The organism is Bradyrhizobium sp. B097 (assembly GCF_038957035.1).
GTDB lineage: Bacteria > Pseudomonadota > Alphaproteobacteria > Rhizobiales > Xanthobacteraceae > Bradyrhizobium.
Genome location: NZ_CP152412.1, coordinates 9,127,710 through 9,153,203, shown reverse-complemented (window position 1 = coordinate 9,153,203; position 25,494 = coordinate 9,127,710). Strand labels below are relative to the sequence as shown.

Annotated in this window: 29 protein-coding genes, 1 tRNA gene and 1 pseudogene; 18 read left to right on the top strand and 13 right to left on the bottom strand. The window is 64.3% G+C overall.

What is annotated here, in order from left to right; all coding sequences use genetic code 11:
• Positions 1 to 20 precede the first annotated feature (20 nt).
• Both AAFG07_RS42120 and AAFG07_RS42115 read left to right on the top strand, forming a co-directional pair.
• Positions 21 to 263, top strand: coding sequence for a hypothetical protein (locus AAFG07_RS42120; RefSeq protein ID WP_342725395.1), 243 nt, complete (start codon positions 21 to 23; stop codon positions 261 to 263).
• Between the two features lie 42 nt (positions 264 to 305).
• On the top strand, positions 306 to 506 hold the full coding sequence (locus AAFG07_RS42115; protein WP_342725394.1) for a hypothetical protein: 201 nt from the start codon (positions 306 to 308) through the stop codon (positions 504 to 506).
• Between the two features lie 50 nt (positions 507 to 556).
• On the opposite strand, the gene AAFG07_RS42110 is transcribed toward AAFG07_RS42115, so the two are convergent.
• Positions 557 to 1,114, bottom strand: coding sequence for a cytochrome P460 family protein (locus tag AAFG07_RS42110; protein ID WP_342725393.1), 558 nt, complete (start codon positions 1,112 to 1,114; stop codon positions 557 to 559).
• 262 nt (positions 1,115 to 1,376) lie between these two features.
• On the opposite strand from AAFG07_RS42110, the gene AAFG07_RS42105 reads away from it, so the two are divergent.
• Positions 1,377 to 1,724 (top strand): DUF6665 family protein, encoded by a 348-nt coding sequence (locus AAFG07_RS42105; protein ID WP_342725392.1) that lies wholly within the window; start codon positions 1,377 to 1,379, stop codon positions 1,722 to 1,724.
• A gap of 338 nt (positions 1,725 to 2,062) precedes the next feature.
• Positions 2,063 to 3,394, top strand: a complete 1,332-nt coding sequence (locus tag AAFG07_RS42100; protein WP_342725391.1) for an MFS transporter — start codon at positions 2,063 to 2,065, stop codon at positions 3,392 to 3,394.
• Positions 3,395 to 3,504: 110 nt separating this feature from the next.
• On the opposite strand, the gene AAFG07_RS42095 is transcribed toward AAFG07_RS42100, so the two are convergent.
• The 8 genes from AAFG07_RS42095 to AAFG07_RS42060 form a co-directional block, all read right to left on the bottom strand.
• On the bottom strand, positions 3,505 to 3,771 hold the full coding sequence (locus tag AAFG07_RS42095; protein WP_176534635.1) for a DUF1150 domain-containing protein: 267 nt from the start codon (positions 3,769 to 3,771) through the stop codon (positions 3,505 to 3,507).
• Positions 3,772 to 3,821: 50 nt separating this feature from the next.
• Positions 3,822 to 4,247, bottom strand: coding sequence for an Hsp20 family protein (locus AAFG07_RS42090; RefSeq protein ID WP_092120814.1), 426 nt, complete (start codon positions 4,245 to 4,247; stop codon positions 3,822 to 3,824).
• Between the two features lie 172 nt (positions 4,248 to 4,419).
• Positions 4,420 to 5,502, bottom strand: a complete 1,083-nt coding sequence (locus AAFG07_RS42085; protein ID WP_342725390.1) for a sn-glycerol-3-phosphate import ATP-binding protein UgpC — start codon at positions 5,500 to 5,502, stop codon at positions 4,420 to 4,422.
• Positions 5,502 to 6,350, bottom strand: coding sequence for a sn-glycerol-3-phosphate ABC transporter permease UgpE (gene ugpE / locus AAFG07_RS42080; protein ID WP_223971514.1), 849 nt, complete (start codon positions 6,348 to 6,350; stop codon positions 5,502 to 5,504). Before ugpE ends, AAFG07_RS42085 begins: the two co-directional genes overlap by 1 nt.
• Positions 6,350 to 7,231, bottom strand: coding sequence for a sn-glycerol-3-phosphate ABC transporter permease UgpA (gene ugpA / locus AAFG07_RS42075; protein ID WP_342725389.1), 882 nt, complete (start codon positions 7,229 to 7,231; stop codon positions 6,350 to 6,352). The genes ugpE and ugpA overlap by 1 nt, the downstream gene beginning before the upstream one ends.
• A 162-nt stretch (positions 7,232 to 7,393) precedes the next feature.
• Positions 7,394 to 8,710, bottom strand: a complete 1,317-nt coding sequence (ugpB, locus tag AAFG07_RS42070) for a sn-glycerol-3-phosphate ABC transporter substrate-binding protein UgpB (RefSeq protein ID WP_229168473.1) — start codon at positions 8,708 to 8,710, stop codon at positions 7,394 to 7,396.
• A 249-nt stretch (positions 8,711 to 8,959) separates the two neighbouring features.
• Positions 8,960 to 10,165: a CaiB/BaiF CoA-transferase family protein gene (locus AAFG07_RS42065; protein ID WP_342725388.1), complete on the bottom strand. Its 1,206-nt coding sequence runs from the start codon at positions 10,163 to 10,165 to the stop codon at positions 8,960 to 8,962.
• Positions 10,166 to 10,382: 217 nt separating this feature from the next.
• Positions 10,383 to 10,808, bottom strand: a complete 426-nt coding sequence (locus AAFG07_RS42060; protein WP_076863571.1) for an organic hydroperoxide resistance protein — start codon at positions 10,806 to 10,808, stop codon at positions 10,383 to 10,385.
• 172 nt (positions 10,809 to 10,980) lie between these two features.
• On the opposite strand from AAFG07_RS42060, the gene AAFG07_RS42055 reads away from it, so the two are divergent.
• The gene (locus AAFG07_RS42055; RefSeq protein WP_342725387.1) at positions 10,981 to 11,442 is read left to right on the top strand and encodes a MarR family transcriptional regulator; all 462 of its coding nucleotides are present in this window, start codon (positions 10,981 to 10,983) and stop codon (positions 11,440 to 11,442) included.
• Positions 11,443 to 11,452: 10 nt separating this feature from the next.
• Here AAFG07_RS42055 and AAFG07_RS42050 read toward each other — a convergent pair.
• From AAFG07_RS42050 to AAFG07_RS42040, 3 genes and pseudogenes are all read right to left on the bottom strand, one after another.
• A pseudogene (locus tag AAFG07_RS42050) lies at positions 11,453 to 11,692 on the bottom strand (GIY-YIG nuclease family protein).
• Between the two features lie 132 nt (positions 11,693 to 11,824).
• A tRNA-Ala gene (locus tag AAFG07_RS42045) sits at positions 11,825 to 11,900 on the bottom strand.
• A 94-nt stretch (positions 11,901 to 11,994) separates the two neighbouring features.
• Complete coding sequence (locus AAFG07_RS42040; protein WP_092126373.1) at positions 11,995 to 12,405, bottom strand: TIGR02300 family protein; 411 nt, start codon at positions 12,403 to 12,405, stop codon at positions 11,995 to 11,997.
• Positions 12,406 to 12,551: 146 nt separating this feature from the next.
• Here AAFG07_RS42040 and aroA point away from each other — a divergent pair, with 146 nt between their 5' ends.
• The 13 genes from aroA to AAFG07_RS41975 all read left to right on the top strand — a co-directional run bounded on the left by aroA (position 12,552) and on the right by AAFG07_RS41975 (position 24,896).
• On the top strand, positions 12,552 to 13,889 hold the full coding sequence (gene aroA, locus AAFG07_RS42035; protein WP_342725386.1) for a 3-phosphoshikimate 1-carboxyvinyltransferase: 1,338 nt from the start codon (positions 12,552 to 12,554) through the stop codon (positions 13,887 to 13,889).
• Positions 13,886 to 14,515: a (d)CMP kinase gene (gene cmk / locus AAFG07_RS42030; RefSeq protein ID WP_342725385.1), complete on the top strand. Its 630-nt coding sequence runs from the start codon at positions 13,886 to 13,888 to the stop codon at positions 14,513 to 14,515. The genes aroA and cmk overlap by 4 nt, the downstream gene beginning before the upstream one ends.
• Before the next feature lie 45 nt (positions 14,516 to 14,560).
• Positions 14,561 to 14,830: a hypothetical protein gene (locus AAFG07_RS42025; protein ID WP_342725384.1), complete on the top strand. Its 270-nt coding sequence runs from the start codon at positions 14,561 to 14,563 to the stop codon at positions 14,828 to 14,830.
• 63 nt (positions 14,831 to 14,893) lie between these two features.
• Entirely contained in the window at positions 14,894 to 16,603 is a 1,710-nt protein-coding gene (gene rpsA, locus AAFG07_RS42020; RefSeq protein WP_342725383.1) for a 30S ribosomal protein S1, read from the top strand.
• A gap of 290 nt (positions 16,604 to 16,893) precedes the next feature.
• Positions 16,894 to 17,871: a signal peptide peptidase SppA gene (sppA, locus tag AAFG07_RS42015; RefSeq protein WP_342725382.1), complete on the top strand. Its 978-nt coding sequence runs from the start codon at positions 16,894 to 16,896 to the stop codon at positions 17,869 to 17,871.
• Between the two features lie 174 nt (positions 17,872 to 18,045).
• Positions 18,046 to 18,375 (top strand): integration host factor subunit beta, encoded by a 330-nt coding sequence (locus AAFG07_RS42010; RefSeq protein ID WP_050426527.1) that lies wholly within the window; start codon positions 18,046 to 18,048, stop codon positions 18,373 to 18,375.
• 83 nt (positions 18,376 to 18,458) lie between these two features.
• On the top strand, positions 18,459 to 18,845 hold the full coding sequence (locus AAFG07_RS42005) for a LapA family protein (RefSeq protein WP_207834248.1): 387 nt from the start codon (positions 18,459 to 18,461) through the stop codon (positions 18,843 to 18,845).
• A gap of 75 nt (positions 18,846 to 18,920) precedes the next feature.
• Positions 18,921 to 19,592 (top strand): phosphoribosylanthranilate isomerase, encoded by a 672-nt coding sequence (locus tag AAFG07_RS42000; protein ID WP_342725381.1) that lies wholly within the window; start codon positions 18,921 to 18,923, stop codon positions 19,590 to 19,592.
• The gene (gene trpB, locus AAFG07_RS41995) at positions 19,589 to 20,806 is read left to right on the top strand and encodes a tryptophan synthase subunit beta (protein ID WP_092120781.1); all 1,218 of its coding nucleotides are present in this window, start codon (positions 19,589 to 19,591) and stop codon (positions 20,804 to 20,806) included. Before AAFG07_RS42000 ends, trpB begins: the two co-directional genes overlap by 4 nt.
• The gene (trpA, locus tag AAFG07_RS41990; RefSeq protein ID WP_342725380.1) at positions 20,803 to 21,639 is read left to right on the top strand and encodes a tryptophan synthase subunit alpha; all 837 of its coding nucleotides are present in this window, start codon (positions 20,803 to 20,805) and stop codon (positions 21,637 to 21,639) included. Before trpB ends, trpA begins: the two co-directional genes overlap by 4 nt.
• A gap of 106 nt (positions 21,640 to 21,745) precedes the next feature.
• Positions 21,746 to 22,687, top strand: coding sequence for an acetyl-CoA carboxylase, carboxyltransferase subunit beta (gene accD, locus AAFG07_RS41985; RefSeq protein ID WP_342725379.1), 942 nt, complete (start codon positions 21,746 to 21,748; stop codon positions 22,685 to 22,687).
• Positions 22,684 to 24,027, top strand: coding sequence for a folylpolyglutamate synthase/dihydrofolate synthase family protein (locus AAFG07_RS41980; RefSeq protein WP_342725378.1), 1,344 nt, complete (start codon positions 22,684 to 22,686; stop codon positions 24,025 to 24,027). Before accD ends, AAFG07_RS41980 begins: the two co-directional genes overlap by 4 nt.
• Before the next feature lie 128 nt (positions 24,028 to 24,155).
• Positions 24,156 to 24,896 (top strand): metallophosphoesterase family protein, encoded by a 741-nt coding sequence (locus AAFG07_RS41975; RefSeq protein ID WP_342725377.1) that lies wholly within the window; start codon positions 24,156 to 24,158, stop codon positions 24,894 to 24,896.
• 216 nt (positions 24,897 to 25,112) lie between these two features.
• On the opposite strand, the gene trxA is transcribed toward AAFG07_RS41975, so the two are convergent.
• On the bottom strand, positions 25,113 to 25,433 hold the full coding sequence (gene trxA / locus AAFG07_RS41970; RefSeq protein ID WP_016847387.1) for a thioredoxin: 321 nt from the start codon (positions 25,431 to 25,433) through the stop codon (positions 25,113 to 25,115).
• Positions 25,434 to 25,494 lie beyond the last annotated feature (61 nt).

The window sequence follows — 25,494 nt, the reverse complement described above, 5'->3', positions numbered from 1 at the left end:
GGCCGGCGGAAGGAGCCTTGATGGCAAGCGAAACAACCTACGTCGTGCAGGCGTTCAACGCCGGCAAGGGCGGGCATCTCAAGCCGGACCCTCCGATCGTCTGCAAGACGGCAAATGGCGCGCTGCGAACGGCAGAGCGCCTGGCGTTGAGCAAGCTCGCCGTCGTTGCATTCTCGTCCACCGGCGACCCCGAAATGGGCGACTATGATGATGAGCCCATGGTCTTCTTCCGGAAGGGTGAGCTTCCGAGCAATTTCGGCTGAGTCCCTGGTTGCGAGTGAGCGGGTACGTACGGGAGGACCCAGATGAGTGAGCGACTTGAAACGCTGAAGAAGGCCCGCGATCGCATGATCGAGGACAGGGACGCGCACGCGAAAGTGCTGGCCGCTCCGTTCGATCGTGACAAGGCGGAGCGCGCCCGCAGCAAGTTCGTCGAGGTCCAGGCCTTGATCGAAGCCCTGGACCGCGCCATCGGCGCGGAAGACCCCGTTTCAGCGAGGGACTGAAGCCGGAAAGCGCGCGCGGCTCACGGAGCGCCAGCTCGCGCGATCGGCGTTCACCTCTTGCCGTATTCGGTGAAAACGTAATCGCGGTTTTGCACCACGGTGTGGCAGGCATAGCCGCACTTCGCGTCGTTCTCCTGTGGCGGATTGTCCGCCGTGGTGGCTGGCCTGAACACGTCCGACGCCGCGTCGTACTCGAACGCGCCGTATCCCCATCCGCCGCTATCCGCGAACCGCTTGCTGTCCTTCAGCATGAAGTCGACGTCGTGTTGGGCGCCCGGCACCGTCGGCTGACCGGGATACGCTTCCTGCTTTTTCGGGATCCAATGGATCTTCGCCATCCTGGCGCCGTCCGGGAACGGCTTGCCATTGCCGGGCACGCCCTCGCGGTAGGCGCCGATCATCGCGGGATTGCCCAGGATCACGGCGATGACGCCTTCGTTCTCGCTGATCGCGATCACCGACCAGTCCTCGTATCCCCTGAACTCGGAGAACGCGAGCCCACCAGGCACTTGCAGGCTGTATTTGTCCTGCGCGGAAATCGCGACACCGGTCGCGAGGACGGACATCGACACCGAAGCAACGAGATTGATCAGCGAGCTCTTCTGCATGGTCGCATCTCCCTCAATCGATTTGGCGGCGGATATTCTCTTGCTGGAAATTCCTCTTGTCCCGTTGCCTTCTCCGAGGCTCAGGACTGCGCGGACCGTTGGTCACGGGACCGAACTACAGCATGGAATGGCGCGGAGCGAAATGGGGCCGCTGCCATGGTCCGCGGCCCGAAGCACCGGCGTGAGCGCCTATTGACAACCGTCCCACCGCGCCAGAAGACTCAGGGCGCATCGCCGTGCATGCGACCCCAGGGGATAACCGATGTCCCTCGACTTTCGCTTCCATCGCACTCCCGTCGACGTTCTCGCTTACGAGCTCGCCGAGGAGAAGGCCTCCGCACTCGGACGGATGGGCCGCGCGCTGGAACAGGCTCTCGCCAGGCTGCGCGAGTTCGATGCTGCCCATCCGCGCGCTGAAGCACCCGTGTCCGCACAACAGACGCGGCGCATCCTGGTGCGAGAAGCCGGCCATGCGCTCTGGATGTTCGTGGTGCAGCGGGAAGCCTGCGGCATGCGCGACAGCCGCGCGATCATGCGCACCTACAGCGTGCCCGGCGAAGTGCAGCACTGCATGGGGCCGCTGCTCGGCGCATCGACCGCATCGCCATAAAGGCGCGGGCCGCCACTGCGCTGCAGCAGTGGTCGACGAAAAGTCCGACGGCGGGTGCCACAGACCAAGGTCGAATTTACCGAGCGGGCCGAAGGACTAGATTTCGGAGTGCAAGACCGTGTCATGAAGGGATGTCGTACTCCCGCGATGGCGATCGGTTAGGCCGCGCGCGATCCAGAACCGGCTTCCTTAAGGCCTGCATGGGCACGCCCCGCGCATTTTGCGGCCCTGCCCCAACCAAACAAACAATTGGGCATCGATACCACCGTCCACTGCCGTGGACGGGGGACGAAACGCATTCCAGATGGCCCGAACATGTCGGGCCAGGGAGATGTACAATGACGACATTGGACATTGCAGTCGCCCCGCTCCCGGAAGCCGAGCATCATGCGCAATTGCGTCGCGCATTGATTGCCAGCACGGTAGGTACCACCATCGAATGGTACGACTTTCTACTCTACAGCACGGTAACCGGCCTGGTCTTCGGCAAGCTGTTCTTTCCCAAGTCCGATCCCCTGGTTGGCGTGCTGGAGGCATTCGCCATCTACACGGTGGGCTTCATCGCGCGGCCGATCGGTGCCGCGATCTTCGGCCACTATGGCGATCGCATCGGCCGCAAGGCGACGCTGATCGCCACGCTGCTGTTGACCGGGATCGCCACCGCGGCGGTCGGCCTCGTCCCCACCTATGACCAGATCGGCATCTGGGGTGCCGTCATCCTGACCGTCATCCGTTTCCTCCAAGGTGTCGGCGTCGGCGGTGAGTGGGGCGGCTCGGTGCTGCTCTCGATGGAGTGGGCGCGAACCAACAAGCATCGCGGCTTCATCACCTCGTGGCCGCAGCTCGGCGGTCCCGCCGGGTTGCTGCTGGCAAATATCGCGGTGCTGGCGTTCAGCCGAATCTCAGGCGACCAGTTCCTGGTCTGGGGCTGGCGCATCCCGTTCCTGCTCAGCCTCGTGATGATCGCGGTCGGGCTCTACATCCGGCTCGGCATCATGGAGACGCCGACGTTCCGGCGGATCGTGGCCGAGAATCGCGTCGCGCGAGTCCCGGTGATCGAGGTGATCAAGCGCCAGCCGCGGTCGATCATTCTCGCGGCGCTGGCGCGGATGGCCGAACAGGCGCCGGCCTACATCTATCTCGCCTTTGTGTTCGCCTACGGCACCCAGGTGGTCCATCAAGACCGCGACTTCCTGCTGATCTGCCTGATCTGTGCCGGCCTCGTCTCGCTCGTCACCATCCCGCTGGCCGGGCACCTGTCGGATCGCATCGGGCGCAAGCGGATGTATCTGATCGGCTCGGTCCTGACCGGGCTGTTCGGCTTCGCCTATTTCGGCCTGCTGAACACGGCGGCGCCGGCGCTGATCTTCATCGCCATCGTGCTGTCATTCGTGCCGCACGACCTGATGTATGGTCCGCAAGCGGCGCTGATCGCCGAATGCTTCACGCCGCGGCTGCGCTACAGCGGCAGTTCGATCGGCTACCAGCTCTCCTCGGTCATATCGGGCGGACCGGCACCGTTGATCGCCACCGCGCTGCTGGCGGCCACCGGCTCCGGCTACGTGATCGCGCTCTACATCCTGTTCTGCGCGGTGGTCAGCATTGTCGCGACCGCCATGATGCCCGACTACACCAACCAGGACATTTCCGAGGAGCACGACAGACCCTGATCGAATGATCCAAACGAGGTCCGCAAAAAAATGCGCGGGCCGCCTCGATCGGTGTCGAGGCATGCCCGCGCATTGAACTCGCGGATGCTGAATTCAGCCGTCGGTTAGCGTCAGTGGACGCTGACGGCCTGCAGCTCGTTGCTCCAGGCGTTCGCGATCGCGGCTTCGCGGCTGTCGGTCAGCATGATCGGCGTGCCGTCGGCGGCATGCAGTGCGAACAGCTTGAGGCCCGGCGCGATCTTCGGCGCCTGCGGAAAGAGATCCGGCACGTCCTCGGAACGGACCTGCTTCACATAGGCGATATGGCCCTCGCCCAGATGGGCCAGCGCTTCCGGCGTGACGCTCTCGGATTGGAAGATGATATTCGCTTCACTCATGGTCTCGACTCCTCAGTCAGATAAGCGGTCGAGTCCGCTCGTTGTTTCTATTATTCGTGTTCATTGATAGCGATTGTCTTAACGACCCGTTCAGGTTCTGGCCTCGCCAGGTCGATCGACAACAACCCGTTCTTCAGATCCGCGCCCAGCACCTGCATCCCCTCCGCCAGCACGAAGGTGCGCTGGAAGTGGCGCGCGGCGATGCCGCGATGGATGTATTGCCGAGCCTTGTCGTCCTGCTGGCGGCCGCGGATGACGAGCTGATTTTCCTCAATAGTTACATCGAGTTGGTCGCGGGTGAAGCCCGCCACCGCCAACGTGATGCGGAGCCGCTCGGGCTGTCCGTTGGTACGGTCGCACCGCTCGATATTGTACGGAGGATAGCCGTCAGCGCCCTTCACGACGCGGTCGAGCGCACGCTCGATCTCGTCGAATCCCAGAAGGAACGGACTGGACAACGATGGAACACGAGACATTACAAAGTCCTCTCGAAGCGACTTTGAGGGGCCCTTGCGGCACCCCATGCAACCGGCGGGCCGTGTGGCTTCTCCGGTCAGTGAGGGATATGGGGGCGATCTGGATAGCGTTCAAGCAGCCCCGAAACCAGCCTAAACGCCCGCAACATGGGGGGAAATTCTTCCCGATCAGTTACGGGCCGACGCGCTTGCGGCCGTCAGCGGTAAAAAGATGCAGTTTGTCGCGCGGCGCGACCGCCCGGATCTGCTCGCCGATCGCAGGCCCCGTGGCGCCGGGAACCCGGACGATCACTTCGCCGGGCGGCAGTTCGCCCGGATTGGCGGCGATGGCCCGTTCCTCGCGCTGGCGGCTGCCGTAGACGAAGGTCTCGGCGCCGACGTGCTCGATCGCCTCGACCGTCAGGCCGAGCGCGACGCCGCCGGAGGCGGTCTCGCCGGTGATCACGAAATCCTCCGGCCGGATGCCGACGATGCCGGCGCCATCGGCGCCCGCGATCTGGGAGGTCAGCTCGTCCGAGCGCAGCGGCATCAGGTTCATCGGCGGGGCGCCGATGAAGGAGGCGACGAAGGTGGTCGCCGGCTTCTGATAGATATCCAGCGGATTGCCGATCTGCTCGACCTGGCCGCCATTCATGACCACGAGGATGTCGGCGAGCGTCATCGCCTCGAGCTGGTCGTGGGTGACATAGATCGAGGTGGTGTTGAGCCGGCGCTGCAGCTTGCGGATCTCGACCCGCATCGCGATGCGCAGCTTGGCGTCGAGGTTCGACAGCGGCTCGTCGAACAGGAAGACTTTCGGCTGGCGCACGATGGCGCGGCCCATCGCGACGCGCTGGCGCTGGCCGCCGGACAGCTGGCGCGGCTTGCGCTCCAGCATCGGCGAGAGCTCGAGGACGCGCGCGGCTTCCTCGACGCGGGTCTTGACCTCGGCTTCGGCCATGCCGCGGTTGCGCAGGCCGTAGGCCATGTTGTTGTAGACGCTCATATGCGGATAGAGCGCGTAGTTCTGGAACACCATCGCGATGTCGCGATCGGCAGGCTCGATCTGGTTGACGATGCGGCCGCCGATGTCGATCTCGCCGCCGGTGATGGTCTCGAGCCCCGCGACCATGCGCAGCAGCGTGGACTTGCCGCAACCGCTTGGCCCGACCAGCACGCAGAACTGGCCGTCGCCGACGTCGACATCGACGCCCTTGATGGCCTCGAAGCCGCCGGGATAGGTCTTGCGGACGCTGCGCAGCGTGACGTTAGCCATTACTTTTCCGTCTCCACCAATCCGCGCACGAACAGTTTCTGCATCACGACGACGACGAACACCGGCGGCAGCATCGCGAGCAGTGCGGTCGCCATCACCACGGGCCATTCGGTCAGCGCATCGGTCGTGGTGATCATCTTGCGGATGCCGACCTGGATGGTCTGCATGTCGTCGCGCGTGGTGATCAAAAGCGGCCAGAGATACTGATTCCAGCCGAGGATGAAGAGGATCACGAACAACGCGGCCATGTTGGTGCGCGACAGCGGCAGCAGCGTATCCCAGAAGAAGCGGAACGGGCCCGCGCCGTCGATGCGCGAGGCCTCCAGCAACTCGTCCGGCACGGTCATGAAGAACTGCCGGAACAGCAGCGTCGCAGTCGCCGAGGCGATCAGCGGCAGCGACAGGCCGGCATAGCTGTCGAGCAGATGCAGGTCGGCGACGATCTTGTAGGTCGGATAGATGCGCACCTCGACCGGCAGCATCAAGGTGATGAAGATGATCCAGAAGATCGCCATCCGGAACGGAAATCGGAAATAGACGATCGCGTAGGCCGAGATGATCGAGATCGCGATTTTGCCGACCGCGATCAGCAGCGCCATGATCAGCGAGTTCAGCATCATGTTGAGCACCGGCTCGCGGGTCGAGCCGCTCGTGCCGACAAACAGCGTCTGGTAGTAGGTCTCGAAAAAATGGCCGCCGGGCAACAGCGACATCTGGCCGTTGGCGATGACGGCATTGTCCTGGGTCGAGGCGACGATCGCCAGATAGACCGGGAAGGCGACGATCGCGATCCCGATCCACAGGATGGCGTGAGCCAGATAGCGCTGAAAGCCTTCCTCCTCGACCATCAGTAGGTCACCTTGCGTTCGACGAAGCGGAACTGAATTCCCGTCAGCACGACGACGATGACCATCAGGATGACCGACTGTGCTGCGGAGGAGCCGAGATTGCCGCCGAGCAGGCCATCCGTATAGACCTTGTAGACTAGCGTCTCAGTCGCCTTGCCGGGGCCGCCGCGAGTCATCGTGTCGATGATGCCGAAGGTGTCGAAGAAGGCGTAGACGATGTTGATCACCAACAGGAAGAAGATGGTCGGCGACAGCAGCGGGAAGATCACGGTCCAGAACCGCCGCATCGGGCGGGCGCCGTCGATCGCGGCGGCCTCGATCACGCTCTTCGGGATGCTCTGCAGCCCGGCGAGGAAGAACAGGAAATTGTAGGAGATCTGCTTCCAGGCCGCGGCGAGGATGATCAGGGCTGCAGCCTGGTCGCCGTCGAGCAATGGATTCCAGTCAACGCCCATGGCGCGCAGATAGCGCGACAGCACGCCGAGCGAGGGATGCAGCATGAACACCCAGAGCACGCCGACCACCGGCGGTGCGACCGCGTAGGGCCAGATCAGCAGCGTGCGGTAGAGCGTCGAGCCGCGCAGCGGCTTGTCGGCCATCACCGCGAGCAGCAGCGCGAACGACAGCGAGGAGACCGCGATCGCAAGCGAGAACGCGAAGGTTCGGACGATCGCCGCGAAATAGGCCGGGTCCTTGAACAATTCGAGATAGTTCTCGAACCACACGAAGGTGGTCGAAAGGCCGAAAGCGTCCTGCAGCAGGAAGGATTGGATCACCGCCTGCGCGGCCGGCCAGTAGAAAAAAATCAGAACGATCGCGAGTTGCGGGGCAACCAGCGCGTAAGGCAACAGCTTTGACTGGAAAATCGCTTGCTTTTGCATGATCTCGCAAGAATTGGCAGGCCGCGCGCTTGCGGCCTGCCGGTTGCCTAAAGCATGATCCGGAAAAGTGCGAAGCGGTTTTCCGAAAAGATCATGCTCAAACAAGAAGCTAAAGCGCGGTGACGATTCAACCCGATCTTCATCGCGCTTTAGCCCATCATGTCAGTGGACGGCGGTCTTTTCAAATTGCCGCAGCATCTGGTTGCCGCGCTCGACGGCCGAGTCCAGCGCCTGCTTGGCGGTCTTCTTGCCGGCCAGCGCCTGCTCGATCTCCTCCGACCACATGTCGCGGAGCTGCACCATGTTGCCGAGGCGCAGACCGCGGGAATTCTCGGTCGGCTCCTTGTTGGTGAGTTCGAGCAGCGGGGTCTCCAGATAGGGCTGGTCCTTGTAGAAGCCCTCTTCCTTAGCCTTGGCGTAGGCGGCCTTGGTGATCGGCAGATAGCCCGAGGCCTTGTGGATCCAGATCTGGCGGTCGGTATCCGAGAGGAAGGTCAGGAACTTGGCCACGCCCTTGTATTCCTCAGCCGACTTGCCGCCCATCACCCAGAGCGAGGCGCCGCCGATGATCGAGTTCTGCGGTGCGCCCTTGGCGTCGGGATAATACGGCATCGGCGCGGCGGTGAAGTTGAACTTGGCCTGCGCCTTGACGTTGCCGAAGAAGGCCGACGAGGTCAGGTAGATCGGGCACTCGCCCGCGGTGAAGCGGCCTTCGCCGGTGTTGGTGCGGCCGGCGTAGTCGTAGGTCTTGTCCTTCTGCAGCTCGACCAGGTTCTCGAGATGCTTGACCTGCAGCGGGCCGTTGAATTCGAGCACGGTGTCGAAGCCGTCGAGGCCGTTGGCCTTGCTGGCGAGCGGCACGTTGTGCCAGGCCGAGAGCTGCTCGAGATTGACCCAGGTGACCCACGAGCCGGAGAAGCCGCAGGTGGTGTAGCCGGCCGCCTTCAGTTTCTTGGCGTCCTCGAACACTTGCGGCCAGGTCTTCGGGATCTCCGCGATGTTGGCCTTCTTCAGCGCATCGAGATTGACCCACATCACGGTCGACGACGAGTTGAAGGGGAACGACAGCATCTCGCCCTTCGAGGTCGAGTAATAGCCGGTGATCGCAGGCAGATAGACGCTCGGATCGAACTTCTCGCCGGCGTCGGCCATCAGCTTGTAGACCGGTTTGACGGCGCCGGTGGCGGCCATCATCGTCGCGGTGCCGACCTCGAACACCTGCATGATGTGCGGCGCGTTGCCGGCGCGGAACGCGGCGATGCCGGCGTTCATGGTGTCGGCGTAGCCGCCCTTGTAGGTCGGGATCACCTTGTAGTCGGACTGCGAGGTGTTGAAGTCGTTGGCCAGCTTGACGATGACATCGTTGTTGGCGCCGGTCATCGCGTGCCACCACTGAATTTCCGTCACTGCAAACGCAGGCGACGCGAATACAAGCGTGGCAGCGGCTGCCGCAGCAGCGCCGAGTCGTCTGAAAATCATCAAAAGCCCCTCCGGTTGGAACACCATCTTTCGTTGGGCGCGTTATCAGCGCCGGATGACGTTCAAATGACCGTATAAACGAAAGCCATGGTACGGGGGAAGCCGAAGCAAAGGGAAGCGCTAAAAAAGGCGGAGAACGCAGCCGCGTGCGTGCGGTGCAACGCCGGACGCGACGTTGCACCGCAGGGGCGATGTGTTGGCTTGCCCATCCCGCATCGCGTGCGGGACGGGCTTTGCTCGAATACGCTTTTAGCGCTTGCGCTGGGGACCGCAGACCACGCCCTTGTCGACCAGGCTGTTGATCTCGTCCCTGGAGTAGCCGAACTCGCCGAGCACCTCCGCAGCGTGCTGGCTGAACTTCGGTGGCGTGCGGCGCAGGCTCGGCTTGGTGCGTTCGAGGCGGATCGGCGAGGCGACGCCCTTGTACCAATCCTTCTCGATGACGTCGCCGCGATGGATCGTGTGCGGGTTGGTCAGCGCCTGGTCGATCTTCTGCACGGGGCCAGCCGGCAGGCCGGCAGCGAGCAGCCGGTTGCACAGCGGCTCGGCCTCGTGCTGGCTGAACACCGCGGCAAGCTCGGCGCGCAGCGCATCGCGGTTGGCGATGCGGTCCTTGTTGCGGGCAAAGCGCGGATCGGTGCCGAGCTCCGGCTTGCCGATTTCCTTGGCGAGCTTCCGGAAGGTGCCGTCATTGCCGACGCCGATGAAGATGTTGTCGGTCTTGGTCGGGAAGATCGCGTAGGGAACGAGGTTCGGGTGCTCGTTGCCGGTGAGCTGTGGCGGCTTGCCATGCATGAAATAGTTCGCGGTATGCGGATGCATGATCGCAAGCCCGGTCTCGTACAGCGTGGTCTCGATGAACTGGCCGAGCCCCGAGCGCTGCCGCTCCGACAGCGCCATCAGGATGCCGATCGCCGCATAGAGCCCGGTCGTGATGTCGACCAGCGGCACGCCGATGCGCATCGGGCCGCTCTCCGGCGAGCCGGTCGCCGCGATCATGCCGGTCATCGCCTGGATGATCGCGTCATAGCCGGGATTGCCGCCGCGCGGGCCGTCGGCGCCGAAGCCGGAGATCCGGCAATGCACGAGGCGCGGAAATTTCGCACGCAGTACGTCGTTGCCGATGCCCCATTTGTCGAGCGTGCCCGGCTTGAAGTTCTCGATCAGCACGTCGGCGGTCTCGAGCATCTTCATCAGCACTGCGCGTCCACCCTCGGAGGCGAGGTCGAGGCCGATCGAGCGCTTGTTGCGGTTGATGCCGACGAAATAGGCCGCGTCTTCCTCATGGAAGGGAGGGCCCCAGTCGCGCACCTCGTCGCCGGCGGGCGGCTCGACCTTGATCACGTCGGCGCCGTGGTCGGCAAGGATCTGGGTGCAATACGGGCCGCCGAGCACGCGCGTCAGATCGATCACGCGCAGTCCGGTCATCGCGCCCGTAGCTGCTGGGGTATTCATGGAAACAACCTTCGCTCAGTTGGGATCGGATAACGAGGGTCCCAGAGCTAACGGTCTTCAGGCGAGGCAGCAATGCTTCCGTCGGCGCAGGCCCATGCAGCAGGCGGCGCGTGCGTTCGCCAAGCGAACTGAAAAGAGCGAACTGGCATCTGCAATGCTCTCTTGAAACGCAATAGTCCGCCACGCGGCACGTGGCGGACTATCGGCAGTCGGTGAGTTAGACGACGCTCAGCTTGACGTCGACATTGCCGCGGGTCGCGTTGGAATAGGGGCACACATGGTGGGCCTTCTCGACCAGCGCTTCGGCGTCGGCCCGGGACAGGCCGGGCAGCGAGACGGCGAGATCGACGGCGAGGCCGAAGCCGCCTTCCGAGCGCGGGCCGATGCCGACTGTCGAGGTCACCGAGGCGTCGGCGGGAACCTTGGGACCGCCCTGGGAGGCGACGAACTTCATGGCGCCGATGAAGCAGGCGGCATAGCCGGCTGCGAACAGCTGCTCCGGATTGTTGCCGGCGCCACCGCCGCCACCGAGCTCCTTCGGGGTCGTGAGCTTGACGTCGAGCGCGCCGTCGAGCGTTGCCGCATGGCCGTCGCGGCCGCCGGTTGCCTTGGCGCTGGTCTTATAGAGCACGTTCACAGACATTGTGGTCTCCCTTGGGTTTGGACTTCAGTTCGAATTCGACGTGCTATGTATTGCATCCAATTAGATTGTGCGCAATATAAATTATGCGGCCTCACATTTAATTGTTCGCAATTGAATCCGCGGTCCTGTGAGCCCAGAATGACCCGGAAACGAGATGGATTCGATGGGAATCATGGTCAGGAAACAGACGGCGGCGGATCAGGCGCTGCGGCTCGATAACCAGATCTGCTTTGCGGTCTATTCGACCGCGCACGCCTTCAACCGGGTCTACAAGCCGCTGCTCGACCGGCTCGGGCTGACCTATCCGCAGTATCTCGTGATGCTGGCGCTATGGGAGCGCGACGACGTGCCGGTGAAGGACCTCGGCGAGCGCCTGTTCCTGGATTCCGGCACGCTGACACCGCTGCTGAAACGGCTCGAAGCGGCGGAACTGATCAAGCGGACCCGCAGCACCGAAGACGAGCGGGTCGTGCTGATCGCACTGACGCCGCAGGGCCACGCGCTGCGCGAAAAGGCCAAGGCCGTTCCGCAGTCGATCCTTGCGGCCTCGGACTGTACGGTTGGCGAGTTGATGGCGATGAAGGATGAAATCGTCGCGCTGCGCGACCGGCTCAATGCGGTGCTGGGGGAGTAGTGGGGCGTGGTTAGAGACGCTTCTTGGCGAAGGCGCGGCCGCTATGGGATTTGAGATATTTCTCGAATGCCAGAGCTTTGTACTTGTCCGGAAATGCGCAGTACCAGACGAGCTGTCACGGCCTGAATTTTGAGGTGTGCGCGGACTTGCCGGCATTGTGCTCGGGAATCCGCCGTTTCAGATCCTCGGTGGCGCCAACGTATTCCTGATCAGGGAAGTTGATGCTGCGGATGATGTAGACGTACCACATTCGCATCCACTGAAGCCCGACGGGAGTAGAACCCTTGGCAGTCCGTCTTCGCCCTTCGGGCTACGCCGGACACCACGCTTCGCCCTTCAGGCAACTCGTGGCTGCGCCACGCGTAGCCTGAAGGGCGAAGCGTGGTGGAGCCAGGCGGGATCGAACCGCCGACCTCTTGCATGCCATGCAAGCGCTCTCCCAGCTGAGCTATGGCCCCTTATCCAGTGGGATGATCCTGGGGGATCGATCCCGGCCCGCGCGGCCTAGATGACTCGCGCGGCAGCACCGTTGATCATAGATCGGCGCCGATCTCAAGTCTCTTCGTCACCGCCGACGTCACCAATAATATCGGTCACGTCCTCATCGCCCTCTTCCTCGTCGGCGATGAAGGTCGAATCGTCGTCGTCATCGTCGTCGATGGTCTCGTCGACCTCGATATCGTCCTCGGACTCGGGAACCACGGCCTTGACCTTGCCGGTGTTCTCCTCGGCATCGGCCTCCTCGAGCGAGACCAACTCTTCGGTCTCGGCCGCCTCGGGCATCTCGGCGGCGGTCGCAGGCGAACTGACGGTGGCGCCACGGCCGCCCCGCGGCGGGGCGACAGGCGCGATCGGCACGACCTCACCGGTGTAGGGCGAAATCACCGGATTCTTGTTGAGGTCGTAGAACTTCTTGCCCGTGGTCGGGCAAATGCGCTTGGTTCCGAGCTCGGACTTAGCCAACGTGGTCATCCCAGAATTTTGCTGAAAAACGGTGCTTCACTTGGCTAGTTGAGGAGCCGCTGTCAATAGCGGTTTGTGCGCAAGTGACGGGCGCGTGACGCGGTGTTGCCTATGTGATACCTGCCGCGGCGCGAGAGGACACAATCTTGGCTCATTCCGACACCCCGACCCCGCTGGAATCGCGCGTTTGCGGCCCCTTGGCCGGCAAGGTCCGCGTTCCCGGCGACAAATCGATTTCCCACCGTGCCCTGATCCTCGGGGCGCTTTCGGTCGGCGAAACCCGCATTTCCGGCCTTCTGGAGGGCGAGGACGTCCTCAATACCGCCAAATCCATGCGCGCGCTGGGCGCCAAGGTGGAGCGGACGGCGCCTTTTGCCTGGTCGGTCGCAGGCGTCGGGGTCGGTGGATTCGCCCAGCCCTCGGCTCCGCTCGATTTCGGCAATTCCGGCACCGGCTGCCGGCTGGTGATGGGCGCGGTGGCCGGCTGCCCGATCGCGGCCATCTTCGACGGCGACGCCTCGCTGCGTACGCGGCCGATGCGCCGGATTCTCGATCCCTTGGAGCTGATGGGCGCCCGGACCAGCGACATCAGGGAGGGCGGCAGGCTGCCGCTCACCCTGCACGGCGCCCGCTATCCGGTACCGATCGTCTACAAGACCCCGGTCGCCTCGGCCCAGATCAAGTCCGCGGTGCTGCTGGCGGGCCTGTCCGCGCCTGGCATCACCACGGTCATCGAGCAGGAGGCGAGCCGCGACCACACCGAGCTGATGCTGAAGCATTTCGGCGCCGAGATCTCCACGGACAAGGAAGGCAGCCACGGCCGCAGGATCTCGCTGAATGGCGAGCCCGAGCTGCACGGCGCTGAGGTCGTGGTGCCCGCCGATCCGTCCTCGGCGTCGTTCCCGATCGTGGCGGCGCTGATCGTCGGAGGGTCCGACGTCGTGTTCTCCGACGTGATGACCAATCCGCTGCGCACCGGCCTGTTCACCACCTTGCGCGAAATGGGCGCCTCGATCGAGGAGAGCGATGTGCGCGGCGATGCCGGCGAGCCGATGGCGCAATTGCGCGTGCGGGCCTCGAAGCTGAAGGGCGTCGAGGTGCCGCCGGAGCGCGCGCCATCGATGATCGACGAATATCTGGTGCTGGCGGTCGCCGCTGCGTTCGCCGAGGGCACCACGATCATGCGCGGACTGCAGGAGCTGCGCGTCAAGGAATCCGACCGTCTCGAAGCCACCGCTGACATGCTGCGCGTCAACGGCGTCAAGGTCGAGGTTTCCGGCGATGATCTGATCGTCGAGGGCCGTGGCCACGTTCCAGGCGGCGGCCTCGTTGCCACCCACATGGATCATCGCATCGCGATGTCGGCGCTGGTGATGGGCTGTGCTTCGGATCGGCCGGTGAAGATCGATGACACCGCTTTCATCGCCACCAGTTTCCCGGATTTCATTCCGATGATGCGCGCACTCGGAGCTGACTTCGCATGATCATCGCCATCGACGGACCCGCCGCCTCCGGCAAGGGCACGCTCGGCAAGCGGCTCGCCCACCACTACGGCTACCGCCATCTCGACACCGGCGTGATCTACCGCGCGGTGGCCTATGCGATGATGGCACAAGGCGCCGACCTCAACGACGAGGCGCTCGCGGTATCAGTCGCGCTCGAGCTCGATCCCGAGAAATTCGGCAATCCGATCCTGAAGACCCAGAAGGTCGGCGAGGGCGCATCGGTTGTCTCGGCCTTTCCGAGGGTGCGCGAGGCGCTGGTCAGCTTCCAGCGCCAGTTCGCCGCCGATCCGCCCGGTGCGGTGCTGGATGGACGCGATATCGGCACCGTGATCTGCCCGGATGCCGACGTGAAGATCTTCGTGGTCGCCGATCCCCGCGTGCGGGCGCGTCGGCGCACCCTGGAGGCCCGCGCCCGTGGCGAGGACGCCGACGAGGAAGCGGTGCTGGCTGACATCCTCAAGCGCGACGAGCGGGACAAGAACCGCGCCGTTGCGCCGTTGCGGCCGGCGGCGGACGCCCACACGCTGGACAATTCCAATCTCGACATCGAGGCCGGCGTCCGCGCCGCCATCGCCATCGTCGAGGCGGCGCGCGCCCGGCGCTAGAATCGCCGGCATCGGAGGGCCCTTTCGGCCCGAAAACCCAGCAAAATGGGGCATTTCCTGCTTGCCGAAAACGGCTTGCAGGGCTATATCAGCGCCGTTCGGAGCGCCATCGACCGTGTCGAGGCCGTGTCTGAGCGGGCCGGCGCCGGGTTTGAACCCTCGCCGCATCTGGAGGAACGCCCGCTCCCAGGTCTTGAAGTCGATATTTTCGTTTCAGGCTCCGGATCATTCAAACGTACCGAACGTGCAGTTTTACTGCCGGCCCGCTGTTGCACCTCCTGCAATGAGCGGTCGTCAGGGTTTGCGGAACCCTGACACTTCACGCGCGGTGCGCCCATCAACCCGAACGGCCGGCATGATCCCGCATTTGGAGAACAAATGGCTTCGAATACTGTGTCTTCCTATACCCCCACCCGCGACGATTTCGCGGCGATGCTTGATGAATCCTTTGCCGGCGGCAATTTGCAGGAAAGCTCGGTCATCAAGGGCAAGGTGGTTGCAATTGAGAAGGACATGGCCGTCATCGACGTCGGCCTGAAGACCGAAGGCCGCGTGGCGCTGCGCGAATTCGCCGGCCCCGGCCGTGAAAGCGAACTGAAAGTCGGCGACGAAGTCGAGGTGTTCCTCGACCGGATCGAGAATGCGCTCGGCGAAGCCGTGCTGTCGCGCGACAAGGCGCGCCGCGAGGAAAGCTGGGGCAAGCTCGAGAAAGCGTTCCAGAACAACGAAAAGGTCAACGGCGTCATCTTCAACCAGGTCAAGGGCGGCTTCACGGTCGACCTCGACGGTGCGGTGGCCTTCCTGCCGCGCTCGCAGGTCGACATTCGTCCGATCCGCGACGTTGCGCCGCTGATGAACAACTCGCAGCCGTTCCAGATCCTCAAGATGGACCGCCGCCGCGGCAACATCGTGGTGTCGCGCCGCACGGTTCTCGAAGAGACCCGCGCCGAGCAGCGCCAGGAGCTGGTGCAGAACCTCGAAGAGGGTCAGGTGATCGACGGCGTGGTCAAGAACATCACCGATTACGGTGCGTTCGTTGATCTCGGCGGCATCGACGGCCTGCTCCACGTGACCGATATCGCTTGGCGCCGCGTCAACCACCCGACCGAGGTGCTGACCATCGGCCAGACCGTGAAGGTCAAGATCATCAAGATCAACCACGAGACGCACCGCATCTCGCTGGGCATGAAGCAGCTCTTGGATGATCCGTGGCAGGGCATCGAAGCCAAGTACCCGCTGGGTGCCCGCTTCACCGGCCGCGTCACCAACATCACCGACTACGGCGCGTTCGTCGAGCTCGAGCCGGGCATCGAAGGCCTGATCCACGTCTCCGAGATGTCGTGGACCAAGAAGAACATGCACCCCGGCAAGATCGTTTCGACCTCGCAGGAAGTCGAAGTGCAGGTGCTGGAAGTCGATTCGGTCAAGCGCCGCATCTCGCTCGGTCTCAAGCAGACCATGCGCAATCCCTGGGAAGTCTTCGTCGAGAAGTTCCCGGTCGGTTCGGTGGTCGAGGGCGAGGTCAAGAACAAGACCGAGTTCGGACTTTTCTTGGGTCTCGAGGGCGACGTCGACGGCATGGTCCACCTCTCCGACCTCGACTGGAAGCTTCCGGGCGAGCAGGTCATCGACAACTTCAAGAAGGGCGACATGGTCAAGGCCGTGGTGCTCGATGTCGATGTCGAGAAGGAGCGCATCTCGCTCGGCGTCAAGCAGCTCGAAGGCGACCCCTTCGCCGAGCCGGGCGACGTCAAGAAGGGCGCGGTCGTGACCTGCGAAGTGCTCGAAGTGAAGGAGAGCGGCATCGAGGTCCGGATTTCGGGCACCGAGTTCACCACCTTCATCAAGCGGTCCGAGCTGGCCCGCGATCGCAACGACCAGCGCGCCGAACGCTTCGCCGTCGGCGAGAAGGTCGATGCCCGCGTCATCCAGTTCGACAAGAAGGCCCGCAAGGTGCAGGTCTCGATCAAGGCGCTGGAAGTTGCCGAAGAGAAGGAAGCCATCGCGCAGTACGGCTCCTCCGATTCGGGAGCGACGCTTGGCGACATCCTCGGCACCGCGCTGAAGAACCGCGGCACCGACAAGTAAGCATTCGCTATAGTTCAGGCGAACATTGGGGCCCCGGCGCAAGCCGGGGCCCCTTTTGTTGGTCCCATTGTCCTTGTAGCCCGGATGAAGCGCAGCGAAATCCGGGGCTCTATCCCCGCGGCGATCTTTCCCGGATTACGCTTCGCTTCATCCGGGCTACTAATGTCGGCGATGTCGCGGGCCTTGTTTTCTTCATATTGCGTCGCAATTGATGTATTTGGCTAAGCTGATAGTGACGCTGCGACGGCAAAACGCGCGGATTGCGCGCTGACTATTTCTGGAGAGATCGGATGTCGCTGGATTCAGACGTGATCGTCGACCGTCGCCGGATCAGGCGCAAGCTGACATTCTGGCGCGTCGCCGCGGCGGTCATCGCGATCGCGGCCATCGTCGGCGTGGGTGTGATCGCCGCCGGCGGACGCGGCGCCTTCTCGACGTCGAACACGATCGCGCGGATCAATATCGACGGACTGATCCGCAGCGACCAGGAGCGCGTCGAGGCGCTGGAGCGGCTCGGCAAGTCGAGCTATGCGGCGGTTGTCGTGCACATCAATTCGCCCGGTGGCACCACCGCGGGCTCCGAGCAGCTTTACGACTCGCTGATGCAGTTGAAGGCGAAGAAGCCGCTCGTCGTCGTGGTCGAGGGCTTGGCCGCCTCGGGCGGCTACATCACCGCGATCGCCTCCGACCATATCGTCGCCCAGCAGACCTCGCTGGTCGGGTCGATCGGCGTGCTGTTCCAGTTTCCCAACGTTTCCGAATTGCTCAAGACCGTCGGCGTGAAGATGGAGGAGATCAAATCCTCGCCGCTGAAGGCCGCGCCCAACGGAATGGAGCCGACCAGCCCCGAGGCCCGCGCCGCGATCGAGGGCCTGGTCAAGGATTCCTATGCATGGTTCCGTGGATTGGTGAAGGAACGGCGCGGCATGGACGACGCCCTGCTGGAGAAGGTCGCGGATGGCCGCGTCTTCACTGGCCGGCAGGCGGTCGACCTCAAGCTGATCGATCAGCTCGGGGATGAGAAGACCGCGATCGCCTGGCTGGTTGCGGAGAAGAAGGTCAAAAGCGACCTGCCGGTGCGCAATTACAAGCTCAATCCGCGATTCAGCGACCTGACCTTCCTGCGCACCGCGGCGTCGATGACGCTCGATGCGTTCGGCCTTGGCGGCATCGCGCGGCGGATCGAGCAGGGTGGCGTAGCCCAGGCGGTCGACCGATTCGGGCTCGACGGCATGCTGGCGCTGTGGGCTCCCGGAGGAACCGACTAGTCGAGAGCGAAAGGCGTACTGATCAGGGTATTCTCGCTCTGCGGGAATCGCCGCATGCCCCAATTGGGCTATTTGTCACGCGATTTCACGGCGTCCTAAATCGATTTAGCGTCTTGACAGTGCACGGCATTTTCACGGAAATGGGTTTCCGCAAGAGCCCGGATCCCATTTTCGATGATCAAATCCGAACTTGTTCAGCGTATCGCCGAGCACAACCCGCACCTCTACCAGCGGGACGTCGAGAACATTGTGAATGCGATTCTCGATGAAATCGTCGCGGCGCTGGCGCGTGGCGACCGCGTCGAGCTGCGCGGTTTTGGCGCTTTCTCGGTGAAGCATCGCCCGGCCCGTGCCGGCCGCAATCCGCGTACCGGCGAGCATGTGCCGGTCGACCAGAAGAGCGTGCCGTTCTTCAAGACCGGCAAGGAAATGCGCGAGCGCCTCAATCGCGACGAGGCTGAGGCGGGGGCCTCCAAGATCGACGCGCCCAAGGCTGATGCTTAAGGCTGACGCTTAGCGCGACGCCCGGCGTTGTCGTTGCTGCGGGCGACGGGCCCGCACTTTCTCCATCGCGGCGAGAGATGGTCATGCGAAAGTTCTTCACGGCAGTGGTCGTCGTTCCGCTCGGGCTGATCTTCATCATCTTTGCCGTCGCCAACCGTCACTGGGTGACGGTGTCGTTTGATCCCTTCAACTCTGTGACGCCGACGGTTGCGGTCACACTGCCGCTGTTCGTCGTCATCATCGCGTCCGCCATTCTCGGCGTAATCGCCGGTGGCATTGGAACTTGGTTCAAGCAAGGGCGCTGGCGCCGCGCCGCCCGGCAGCATGAGGCCGACGCCCGGCACGTCCGCGCCGAGCTCGCCGACCTCAGGGCCACCGCCTCCCGGGACGACGCGCAGCGCCGTTCGGCCCCGGCCCAGCTGGGCTTTTACGGGCCCAATGGGCGAGACAAGCAGGGCGCGACGTTGTAGAACCCGCCCCGTCGGACCCGGGCCAACCCCTGTCCGGACGCCCGAAAACCCGTTTTTGAGACCCGTTTCGAGACCATGCCCCTGCTCGTCAAAATCTGCGGCCTGTCCACGCGCGAGACGCTCGACGTCGCGCTTGAGGGCGGCGCGGACATGGTGGGGTTCGTGTTCTTCTCCCCGTCGCCGCGCCATATCAGCCTCGAGACCGCGCGCGAGCTCGGCAGCCGCGCCAAGGGCCGCGCCGTCAAGGTCGCGCTGACCGTCGATGCCGACGACGCCACGCTCGAAAACATCGTCGAGACGCTGCGCCCGGATATCCTGCAACTGCACGGCAAGGAAACCACCGCGCGGCTGCGCGACATCAAGCAGAAGTTCGGCCTGCCGCTGATGAAGGCGCTGCCGGTCGAGACCGCGGCCGATCTCGCCCCGCTGCCGGGCTATGCCGGCGTCGCCGACCGCATCCTGTTCGATGCCCGCGCGCCGAAGGATGCCACGCGGCCGGGCGGTCTCGGCGCGCCCTTCGACTGGCACCTGCTGGAAAATCTGGATCTCGCGCTGCCCTACATGGTCTCCGGCGGGCTCAACGCCGAGAACGTCGCTGAAGCTGTCCGCGTCACCCGCGCCGGCGGGGTCGACGTGTCGTCGGGCGTCGAGCGCACGCCTGGTATCAAGGATCCCGAGCTGATCCGCGCCTTCATCCGCGCCGCACGCGCAACCCAAAGAACTACCCAAGAACTGATGGTTCGATGAATCAAAACTTGCCCAATTCCTTCCGCAGCGGCCCCGACGAGCGCGGGCATTTCGGCATTTTCGGCGGACGCTTCGTCGCGGAAACGCTGATGCCGCTGATCCTCGATCTCGAAAAGGCCTATGCCGACGCCAAGGCCGATCCGGCGTTTCAGGCCGAGATGAACGTCTATCTGAAGGACTATGTCGGCCGGCCCTCGCCGCTCTACTTCGCCGAACGGCTCACCGAGCATCTCGGCGGCGCGAAGATCTATCTGAAGCGCGAGGAGCTCAACCACACCGGTTCGCACAAGGTCAACAACGTGCTCGGCCAGATCATGGTCGCGCGCCGGATGGGCAAGAAGCGCATCATCGCCGAGACCGGCGCCGGCCAGCATGGCGTGGCGACGGCGACGCTGTGCGCGCGGTTCGGGCTCGAATGCGTGGTCTATATGGGCGCGGTCGACGTCGAGCGGCAGCAGCCGAACGTGATCCGCATGGAGATGCTGGGCGCCAAGGTCGTCCCGGTGCAGTCGGGCGCGCGCACGCTGAAGGATGCGATGAACGACGCGCTGCGCGACTGGGTCACCAATGTGCACAACACCTTCTATTGCATCGGCACGGTGGCGGGTCCGCACCCCTATCCGATGATGGTGCGTGATTTCCAGTCGATCATCGGCCACGAGACCCGCACGCAGATGCAGGAGGCCGAGGGCCGCCTGCCGGACTCGCTGATCGCCTGCATCGGCGGCGGCTCCAATGCGATGGGCCTGTTCCATCCGTTCCTCGACGATCCCTCGGTCGAGATTTTTGGTGTCGAAGCGGCCGGTCACGGGCTGACGCAGCTGCATGCCGCCTCGCTCGCCGGCGGGCGCCCCGGCGTGCTGCACGGCAACCGCACCTATCTTCTGATGGACGCCGACGGCCAGATCGAGGAAGCGCATTCGATCTCGGCGGGCCTCGATTATCCCGGTATCGGCCCCGAGCACGCCTGGCTGCACGAGACCGGCCGCGTGAAATATCTCTCGGCGACCGACGAGGAGGCGCTGGCCGCATTCCAGCTGCTGTCGCGGCTCGAGGGCATCATCCCCGCGCTCGAATCCGCGCACGCCATCGCAAAACTGTCCGAACTCGCGCCGCAGCGGCCGAAGGATCACCTGATGGTGGTCAACCTCTCGGGCCGTGGCGACAAGGACGTGCCGCAGGTCGGCGACATCTTGAAGGCGAGGCAGAAGTGACCACCCGTATCGACGCACGTTTCGCCGAGCTGAAGCAGCAGGGCCGCTCCGCTTTCGTCACCTTCGTGATGGCCGGCGACCCCGACGCAAAAACCTCGCTCGACATCCTCAAGGCGCTGCCGAAGGCCGGCGCCGATGTCATCGAGATCGGCATGCCCTTCACCGATCCGATGGCCGATGGCCCGTCGATCCAGGCCGCTGGCCTGCGCGCGCTCAAGGGCGGCATGACGCTGCGCAAGACGCTGGCGATGGTCCGCGACTTCCGCAAGGACGACAACGCGACGCCGATCGTGCTGATGGGTTACTACAATCCGATCTACATCTACGGCGTCGAGAGCTTCCTGGCCGATGCCAAGACCGCCGGCGTCGATGGCCTGATCATCGTCGACCTGCCGCCGGAGGAAGACACCGAGCTCTGCATCCCCGCGTTGAAGGCCGGGCTGAACTTCATCCGGCTGGCGACGCCGACCACCGACGACAAGCGCCTGCCGGCGGTGCTCGCGAACACCTCGGGCTTTGTCTATTACGTCTCGATCACCGGCATCACCGGCGCTGCGACGGCCGATTCGAACGCGGTTGCGGAAGCCGTCGCCCGCATCAAGCGGCACACCAAGCTGCCGGTCTGCGTCGGCTTCGGCATCCGCACGCCGGAAACGGCGCGCGCGATCGCCGAGAACGCCAACGGCGCCGTGGTCGGCACCGCGATCGTCGACGTGGTGCGCGCCAATCTCGATGCCGAGGGCCGCGCGACGCCGAAGACCGTGAGCGCGGTGGCGGACCTGGTGTCTGCGCTGGCGCAGGGGGTCCGGGGCGCCAAGCAGGCCGCTGAATAAGCCACATTTTGCGGCAACAAGGCCGCCAACGGCGGCTTGCCGGGTTCGCCCGGCCCGCCATATATCCAGCTGGTGCCGGGACTGACCCCGCATTTCGGAGCGAACCATGAACTGGCTCACCAACGTCGTCCGGCCGAAGATCCGCAACATCCTGCGGCGCGAGACGCCGGAGAACCTCTGGATCAAGTGCCCGGATTCCGGGCAGCTCGTGTTCTACAAGGACGTCGAGGCCAACCAGTTCGTGATCCCCGGCTCGAACTACCACATGCGCATGGGCGCGGTGGCGCGGCTGAAGTCGATCTTCGACAACGAGACCTGGTTCGACGTTGCGCTGCCCGAGGTGACGGCGGATCCGCTGAAATTCCGCGACGAGCGCAAATATGTCGACAAGATCAGGGATGCGCGGGCCAAGACCGGCCTGAACGACGCGGTCAAGGTCGGCTACGGCAAGCTCGAAGGCACCGGCGTCGTGGTCGCGGTGCAGGATTTCGATTTCATGGGCGGCTCGCTCGGCATGGCTGCCGGTGAAGCGATCGTGCGCGGGCTCGAGCTCGCGGTCGAGAAGAAGTCGCCCTTCATCGTATTCGCCGCGTCCGGCGGCGCGCGGATGCAGGAAGGCATCCTGTCGCTGATGCAGATGCCGCGCACCACGGTCGGCGTGCAGATGCTGCGCGAGGCGAAGCAGCCCTATATTGTGGTGCTGACCAATCCGACCACCGGCGGCGTGACCGCCTCCTATGCGATGCTCGGCGACGTTCAGATTGCCGAACCCGGCGCGCTGATCGGCTTTGCCGGCGCGCGGGTGATCGAGCAGACCATTCGCGAGAAGCTGCCGGAAGGTTTTCAGCGCGCCGAATATCTCCGCGAGCACGGCATGGTCGACATGGTCGTCCACCGCCATGAGATGAAAGCCACGCTGGCGCGGCTGTGCCGCCTGCTGACCAAGGCGCCGGCGCCTGAAACCGCGTCCAAGCCCACGGTCGCCGTCACCGAGCCGGCCCAGATCGTCACGGCACCGGAGACGGTGCCGGCCGCGCCGCACGCGTGACCGCAAGCGCCGCCCCATCGCAACCCTCGTTCGAGGCGTTGATCGCGCGGATATCGGCGCTGCATCCGAAGCGCATCGATCTCAGCCTCGATCGCATGCGCGGCCTGATGGAGCGGCTCGATCATCCCGAGCGCAAGCTGCCGCCGGTGATCCATGTCGCCGGCACCAACGGCAAGGGCTCGACGATCGCCTATCTGCGCGCGATCCTCGAAGCCGCCGGCCTGCGCGTGCACGTCTTCACATCGCCCTATCTGGTCCGGCTCAACGAATGCTACCGGCTGGGCGCTGTCGGCGGCGGCAAGCTCGTCGGTGACGACGAGCTGCGCACGACGTTCGAGCATTGCGAGCGCATCAACGCCGGCAATCCCATCACCATCTTCGAGATGGAGACGGCGGTGGCGTTCTGCCTGTTCGCGAAGCATCCGGCCGACGTTGCGCTGCTCGAGGTCGGCCTCGGCGGCCGGCTGGATTCGACCAATGTGGTCGAGACGCCGCTGGCCTCGGTGATTACGCCGGTCAGCATGGATCACATGGAATTCCTCGGTGATACCTTGACTTTGATAGCCGGCGAGAAGGCCGCGATCATCAAGCGCAAGGTGCCGGTGGTCTCTGCCGAGCAGGCGCCGGATGCGATGGCCGTGATCGAGGCGGAGGCGAGGCGCATGCGCGCGCCGCTGCATGCCGCCGGCCAGCAATGGCATGTCGGCGTCGAGCGCGGCCGGCTGGTCTATCAGGACGAACGCGGCCTGATGGATCTCGCCGCGCCAAAACTGTTCGGTCGGCACCAGTTCGACAATGCGGGCCTCGCGATCGCGACCTTGCGTGCGATCGACACGTTCAAGCTCAACATCGCGGCCTATGAGGCCGGCATCGTCAACGCGGAATGGCCGGCGCGGATGCAGCGGCTGGTCTCAGGCGCGCTGGTCTGCCAGGGGCCGCAGGGCTCCGAGGTCTGGCTCGATGGCGGGCACAATGCCGAGGGCGGCCGCGTTGCGGCGGCGGCGCTCGGCGATCTCGAGGAGCGCGTGTCGCGGCCGCTGGTCGTGATCACAGGCATGATGGCCAACAAGGATGCCAATGCCTTCCTCGCCAATTTCGCCGGGCTGACGCGCCACATCATCGCGGTCCCGGTGCCCGGCCGCGACAACGGCATGGCGCCGGACAAGCTCGCCGATGCCGCGCGTGCGCTCGGCATGCGCGTCGAGATCGCATCCGGTGTCGACGCCGCGTTGCAACGGCTCGCCACGCTGGCCTACGAGGTGCCGCCGCGCATCCTGATCGCCGGCTCGCTTTACCTGGCCGGCCCGGTGCTCGCGGCCAACGGCACGCCTCCTGCATGATCCCGGTGTCGTAGCCCGGATGCAGCGAAGCGAAATCCGGGGCCACACGATCCGCGGACGCTGAATCCCGGATTGCGCTTCGCTCCATCCGGGCTACGGGACGTGGCGCTTGAGGACAGGACAACACCATGCGCTTTGCTGCGATCGCCGACATCCACGGCAACCATCTCGCACTTGAAGCGGTGCTGTCGGACATCCGGGCGCAGGGAATTTCCGATATCGTCGATCTCGGCGACATGGTGAGCGGGCCGCTCGACGCCCGGCCGACCATCGACATGCTGATGGCGCTCGATGCCGTCCATCTGCTCGGCAATCACGACCGCTATCTGATCGACCGCCCGCACGAGAAAATGGGCTCCTGGGAGCGGCTGACCTACACCCAGCTCGAGCCGCGGCATCTCGACTGGCTGCGCACGCTGCCGGCGAATGCGGTCTATCGCGACGAGGTTTTCCTCTGTCACGCGACACCGCAGGACGACGAAACCTATTGGCTCGAGACGGTGCTGCCGGGCGGCGAAGTCTGCATATCCACGCTGGAAGCGATCGAGGCGAGGGCAGCCGGCGTGACGCAATCGCTGATCCTGTGCGCGCACACCCATACCGCGCGCGCCGTGCGGCTTCGCGATGGGCGGCTGATCGTCAATCCCGGCAGCGTCGGCTCGCCCGGCTATCGCGCCGGCAAGCCGCATCCGCATGTGGTGGAGGCCGGTTCGCCCGATGCGCGCTACGCGATTCTTGAAAAAGTTGACGGCGGTTGGGACGTCACCTTCCGCCACATCCCCTACGATCACGCGGCAATGGCGGCGCTGGCGCGGCAGCACGGCCAGGCCGAACTCGCCTCAGCACTGGCGACCGGATGGATCAGGTAGCTCCAACCTCCCCTTGAAAAGGGGAGGTCGCTTTGCTCGTCAGAGCAAAGCGGTGGGGATCTGCTCTCTCCACTTGCAGCGTCGCCTGCGGCTGACCCCCATCCCGACCTTCCCCTTTCAGGGGGAAGGGGAACGCTCAGCTCCATCCGGGCTACGCAAAAACAAAACGGCCGGCATGACGCCGGCCGTGTCGCAAATCAGCTAATTCGAAACAGATCAGACCGCAGCGGTGATCCACTGCTGCAGCTTGGCCTTCGGCGCGGCGCCGACCTGACGGGACGCCATCTCGCCGCCCTTGAAGATCATCAGGGTCGGGATCGACATCACGCCATACTTCGAGGCGGTCTTCGGGCTCTCGTCGACGTTGAGCTTCACGATCTTGACCTTGTCGCCCATCGCGCCGGAAATTTCATCGAGAGCGGGCGCGATCATACGGCAGGGGCCGCACCACTCGGCCCAGAAGTCGACGACCACCGGCCCGGTCGCCTTGAGCACTTCGGCTTCGAAATCGGCGTCAGAAACCTTGCCAACGGCCATGTGAGTACCTCGTTCGGTTGAGACAAAAGGGCGGCTGAGAATCGCGCCCGGGAGCATGGGG

Excerpts from the sequence above, each read along its gene's own strand:
- AAFG07_RS41975 (WP_342725377.1), top strand. The coding sequence starts at position 24,156 with ATGCGCTTTGCTGCGATCGCCGACATCCACGGCAACCATCTCGCACTT.
- AAFG07_RS42065 (WP_342725388.1), bottom strand. The coding sequence starts at position 10,165 with ATGAATACCCCAGCAGCTACGGGCGCGATGACCGGACTGCGCGTGATC.
- AAFG07_RS42005 (WP_207834248.1), top strand. The coding sequence starts at position 18,459 with ATGCGAAAGTTCTTCACGGCAGTGGTCGTCGTTCCGCTCGGGCTGATC.
- rpsA (WP_342725383.1), top strand. The coding sequence starts at position 14,894 with ATGGCTTCGAATACTGTGTCTTCCTATACCCCCACCCGCGACGATTTC.
- AAFG07_RS42000 (WP_342725381.1), top strand. The coding sequence starts at position 18,921 with ATGCCCCTGCTCGTCAAAATCTGCGGCCTGTCCACGCGCGAGACGCTC.
- trpB (WP_092120781.1), top strand. The coding sequence starts at position 19,589 with ATGAATCAAAACTTGCCCAATTCCTTCCGCAGCGGCCCCGACGAGCGC.
- AAFG07_RS42060 (WP_076863571.1), bottom strand. The coding sequence starts at position 10,808 with ATGTCTGTGAACGTGCTCTATAAGACCAGCGCCAAGGCAACCGGCGGC.
- AAFG07_RS42115 (WP_342725394.1), top strand. The coding sequence starts at position 306 with ATGAGTGAGCGACTTGAAACGCTGAAGAAGGCCCGCGATCGCATGATC.
- AAFG07_RS42100 (WP_342725391.1), top strand. The coding sequence starts at position 2,063 with ATGACGACATTGGACATTGCAGTCGCCCCGCTCCCGGAAGCCGAGCAT.
- trxA (WP_016847387.1), bottom strand. The coding sequence starts at position 25,433 with ATGGCCGTTGGCAAGGTTTCTGACGCCGATTTCGAAGCCGAAGTGCTC.
- AAFG07_RS42085 (WP_342725390.1), bottom strand. The coding sequence starts at position 5,502 with ATGGCTAACGTCACGCTGCGCAGCGTCCGCAAGACCTATCCCGGCGGC.
- AAFG07_RS42120 (WP_342725395.1), top strand. The coding sequence starts at position 21 with ATGGCAAGCGAAACAACCTACGTCGTGCAGGCGTTCAACGCCGGCAAG.
- AAFG07_RS42055 (WP_342725387.1), top strand. The coding sequence starts at position 10,981 with ATGGTCAGGAAACAGACGGCGGCGGATCAGGCGCTGCGGCTCGATAAC.
- AAFG07_RS42090 (WP_092120814.1), bottom strand. The coding sequence starts at position 4,247 with ATGTCTCGTGTTCCATCGTTGTCCAGTCCGTTCCTTCTGGGATTCGAC.
- sppA (WP_342725382.1), top strand. The coding sequence starts at position 16,894 with ATGTCGCTGGATTCAGACGTGATCGTCGACCGTCGCCGGATCAGGCGC.
- ugpE (WP_223971514.1), bottom strand. The coding sequence starts at position 6,350 with ATGGTCGAGGAGGAAGGCTTTCAGCGCTATCTGGCTCACGCCATCCTG.
- AAFG07_RS42010 (WP_050426527.1), top strand. The coding sequence starts at position 18,046 with ATGATCAAATCCGAACTTGTTCAGCGTATCGCCGAGCACAACCCGCAC.
- cmk (WP_342725385.1), top strand. The coding sequence starts at position 13,886 with ATGATCATCGCCATCGACGGACCCGCCGCCTCCGGCAAGGGCACGCTC.
- ugpA (WP_342725389.1), bottom strand. The coding sequence starts at position 7,231 with ATGCAAAAGCAAGCGATTTTCCAGTCAAAGCTGTTGCCTTACGCGCTG.
- AAFG07_RS42095 (WP_176534635.1), bottom strand. The coding sequence starts at position 3,771 with ATGAGTGAAGCGAATATCATCTTCCAATCCGAGAGCGTCACGCCGGAA.
- ugpB (WP_229168473.1), bottom strand. The coding sequence starts at position 8,710 with ATGATTTTCAGACGACTCGGCGCTGCTGCGGCAGCCGCTGCCACGCTT.
- AAFG07_RS42025 (WP_342725384.1), top strand. The coding sequence starts at position 14,561 with ATGGGGCATTTCCTGCTTGCCGAAAACGGCTTGCAGGGCTATATCAGC.
- AAFG07_RS42110 (WP_342725393.1), bottom strand. The coding sequence starts at position 1,114 with ATGCAGAAGAGCTCGCTGATCAATCTCGTTGCTTCGGTGTCGATGTCC.
- AAFG07_RS42105 (WP_342725392.1), top strand. The coding sequence starts at position 1,377 with ATGTCCCTCGACTTTCGCTTCCATCGCACTCCCGTCGACGTTCTCGCT.
- accD (WP_342725379.1), top strand. The coding sequence starts at position 21,746 with ATGAACTGGCTCACCAACGTCGTCCGGCCGAAGATCCGCAACATCCTG.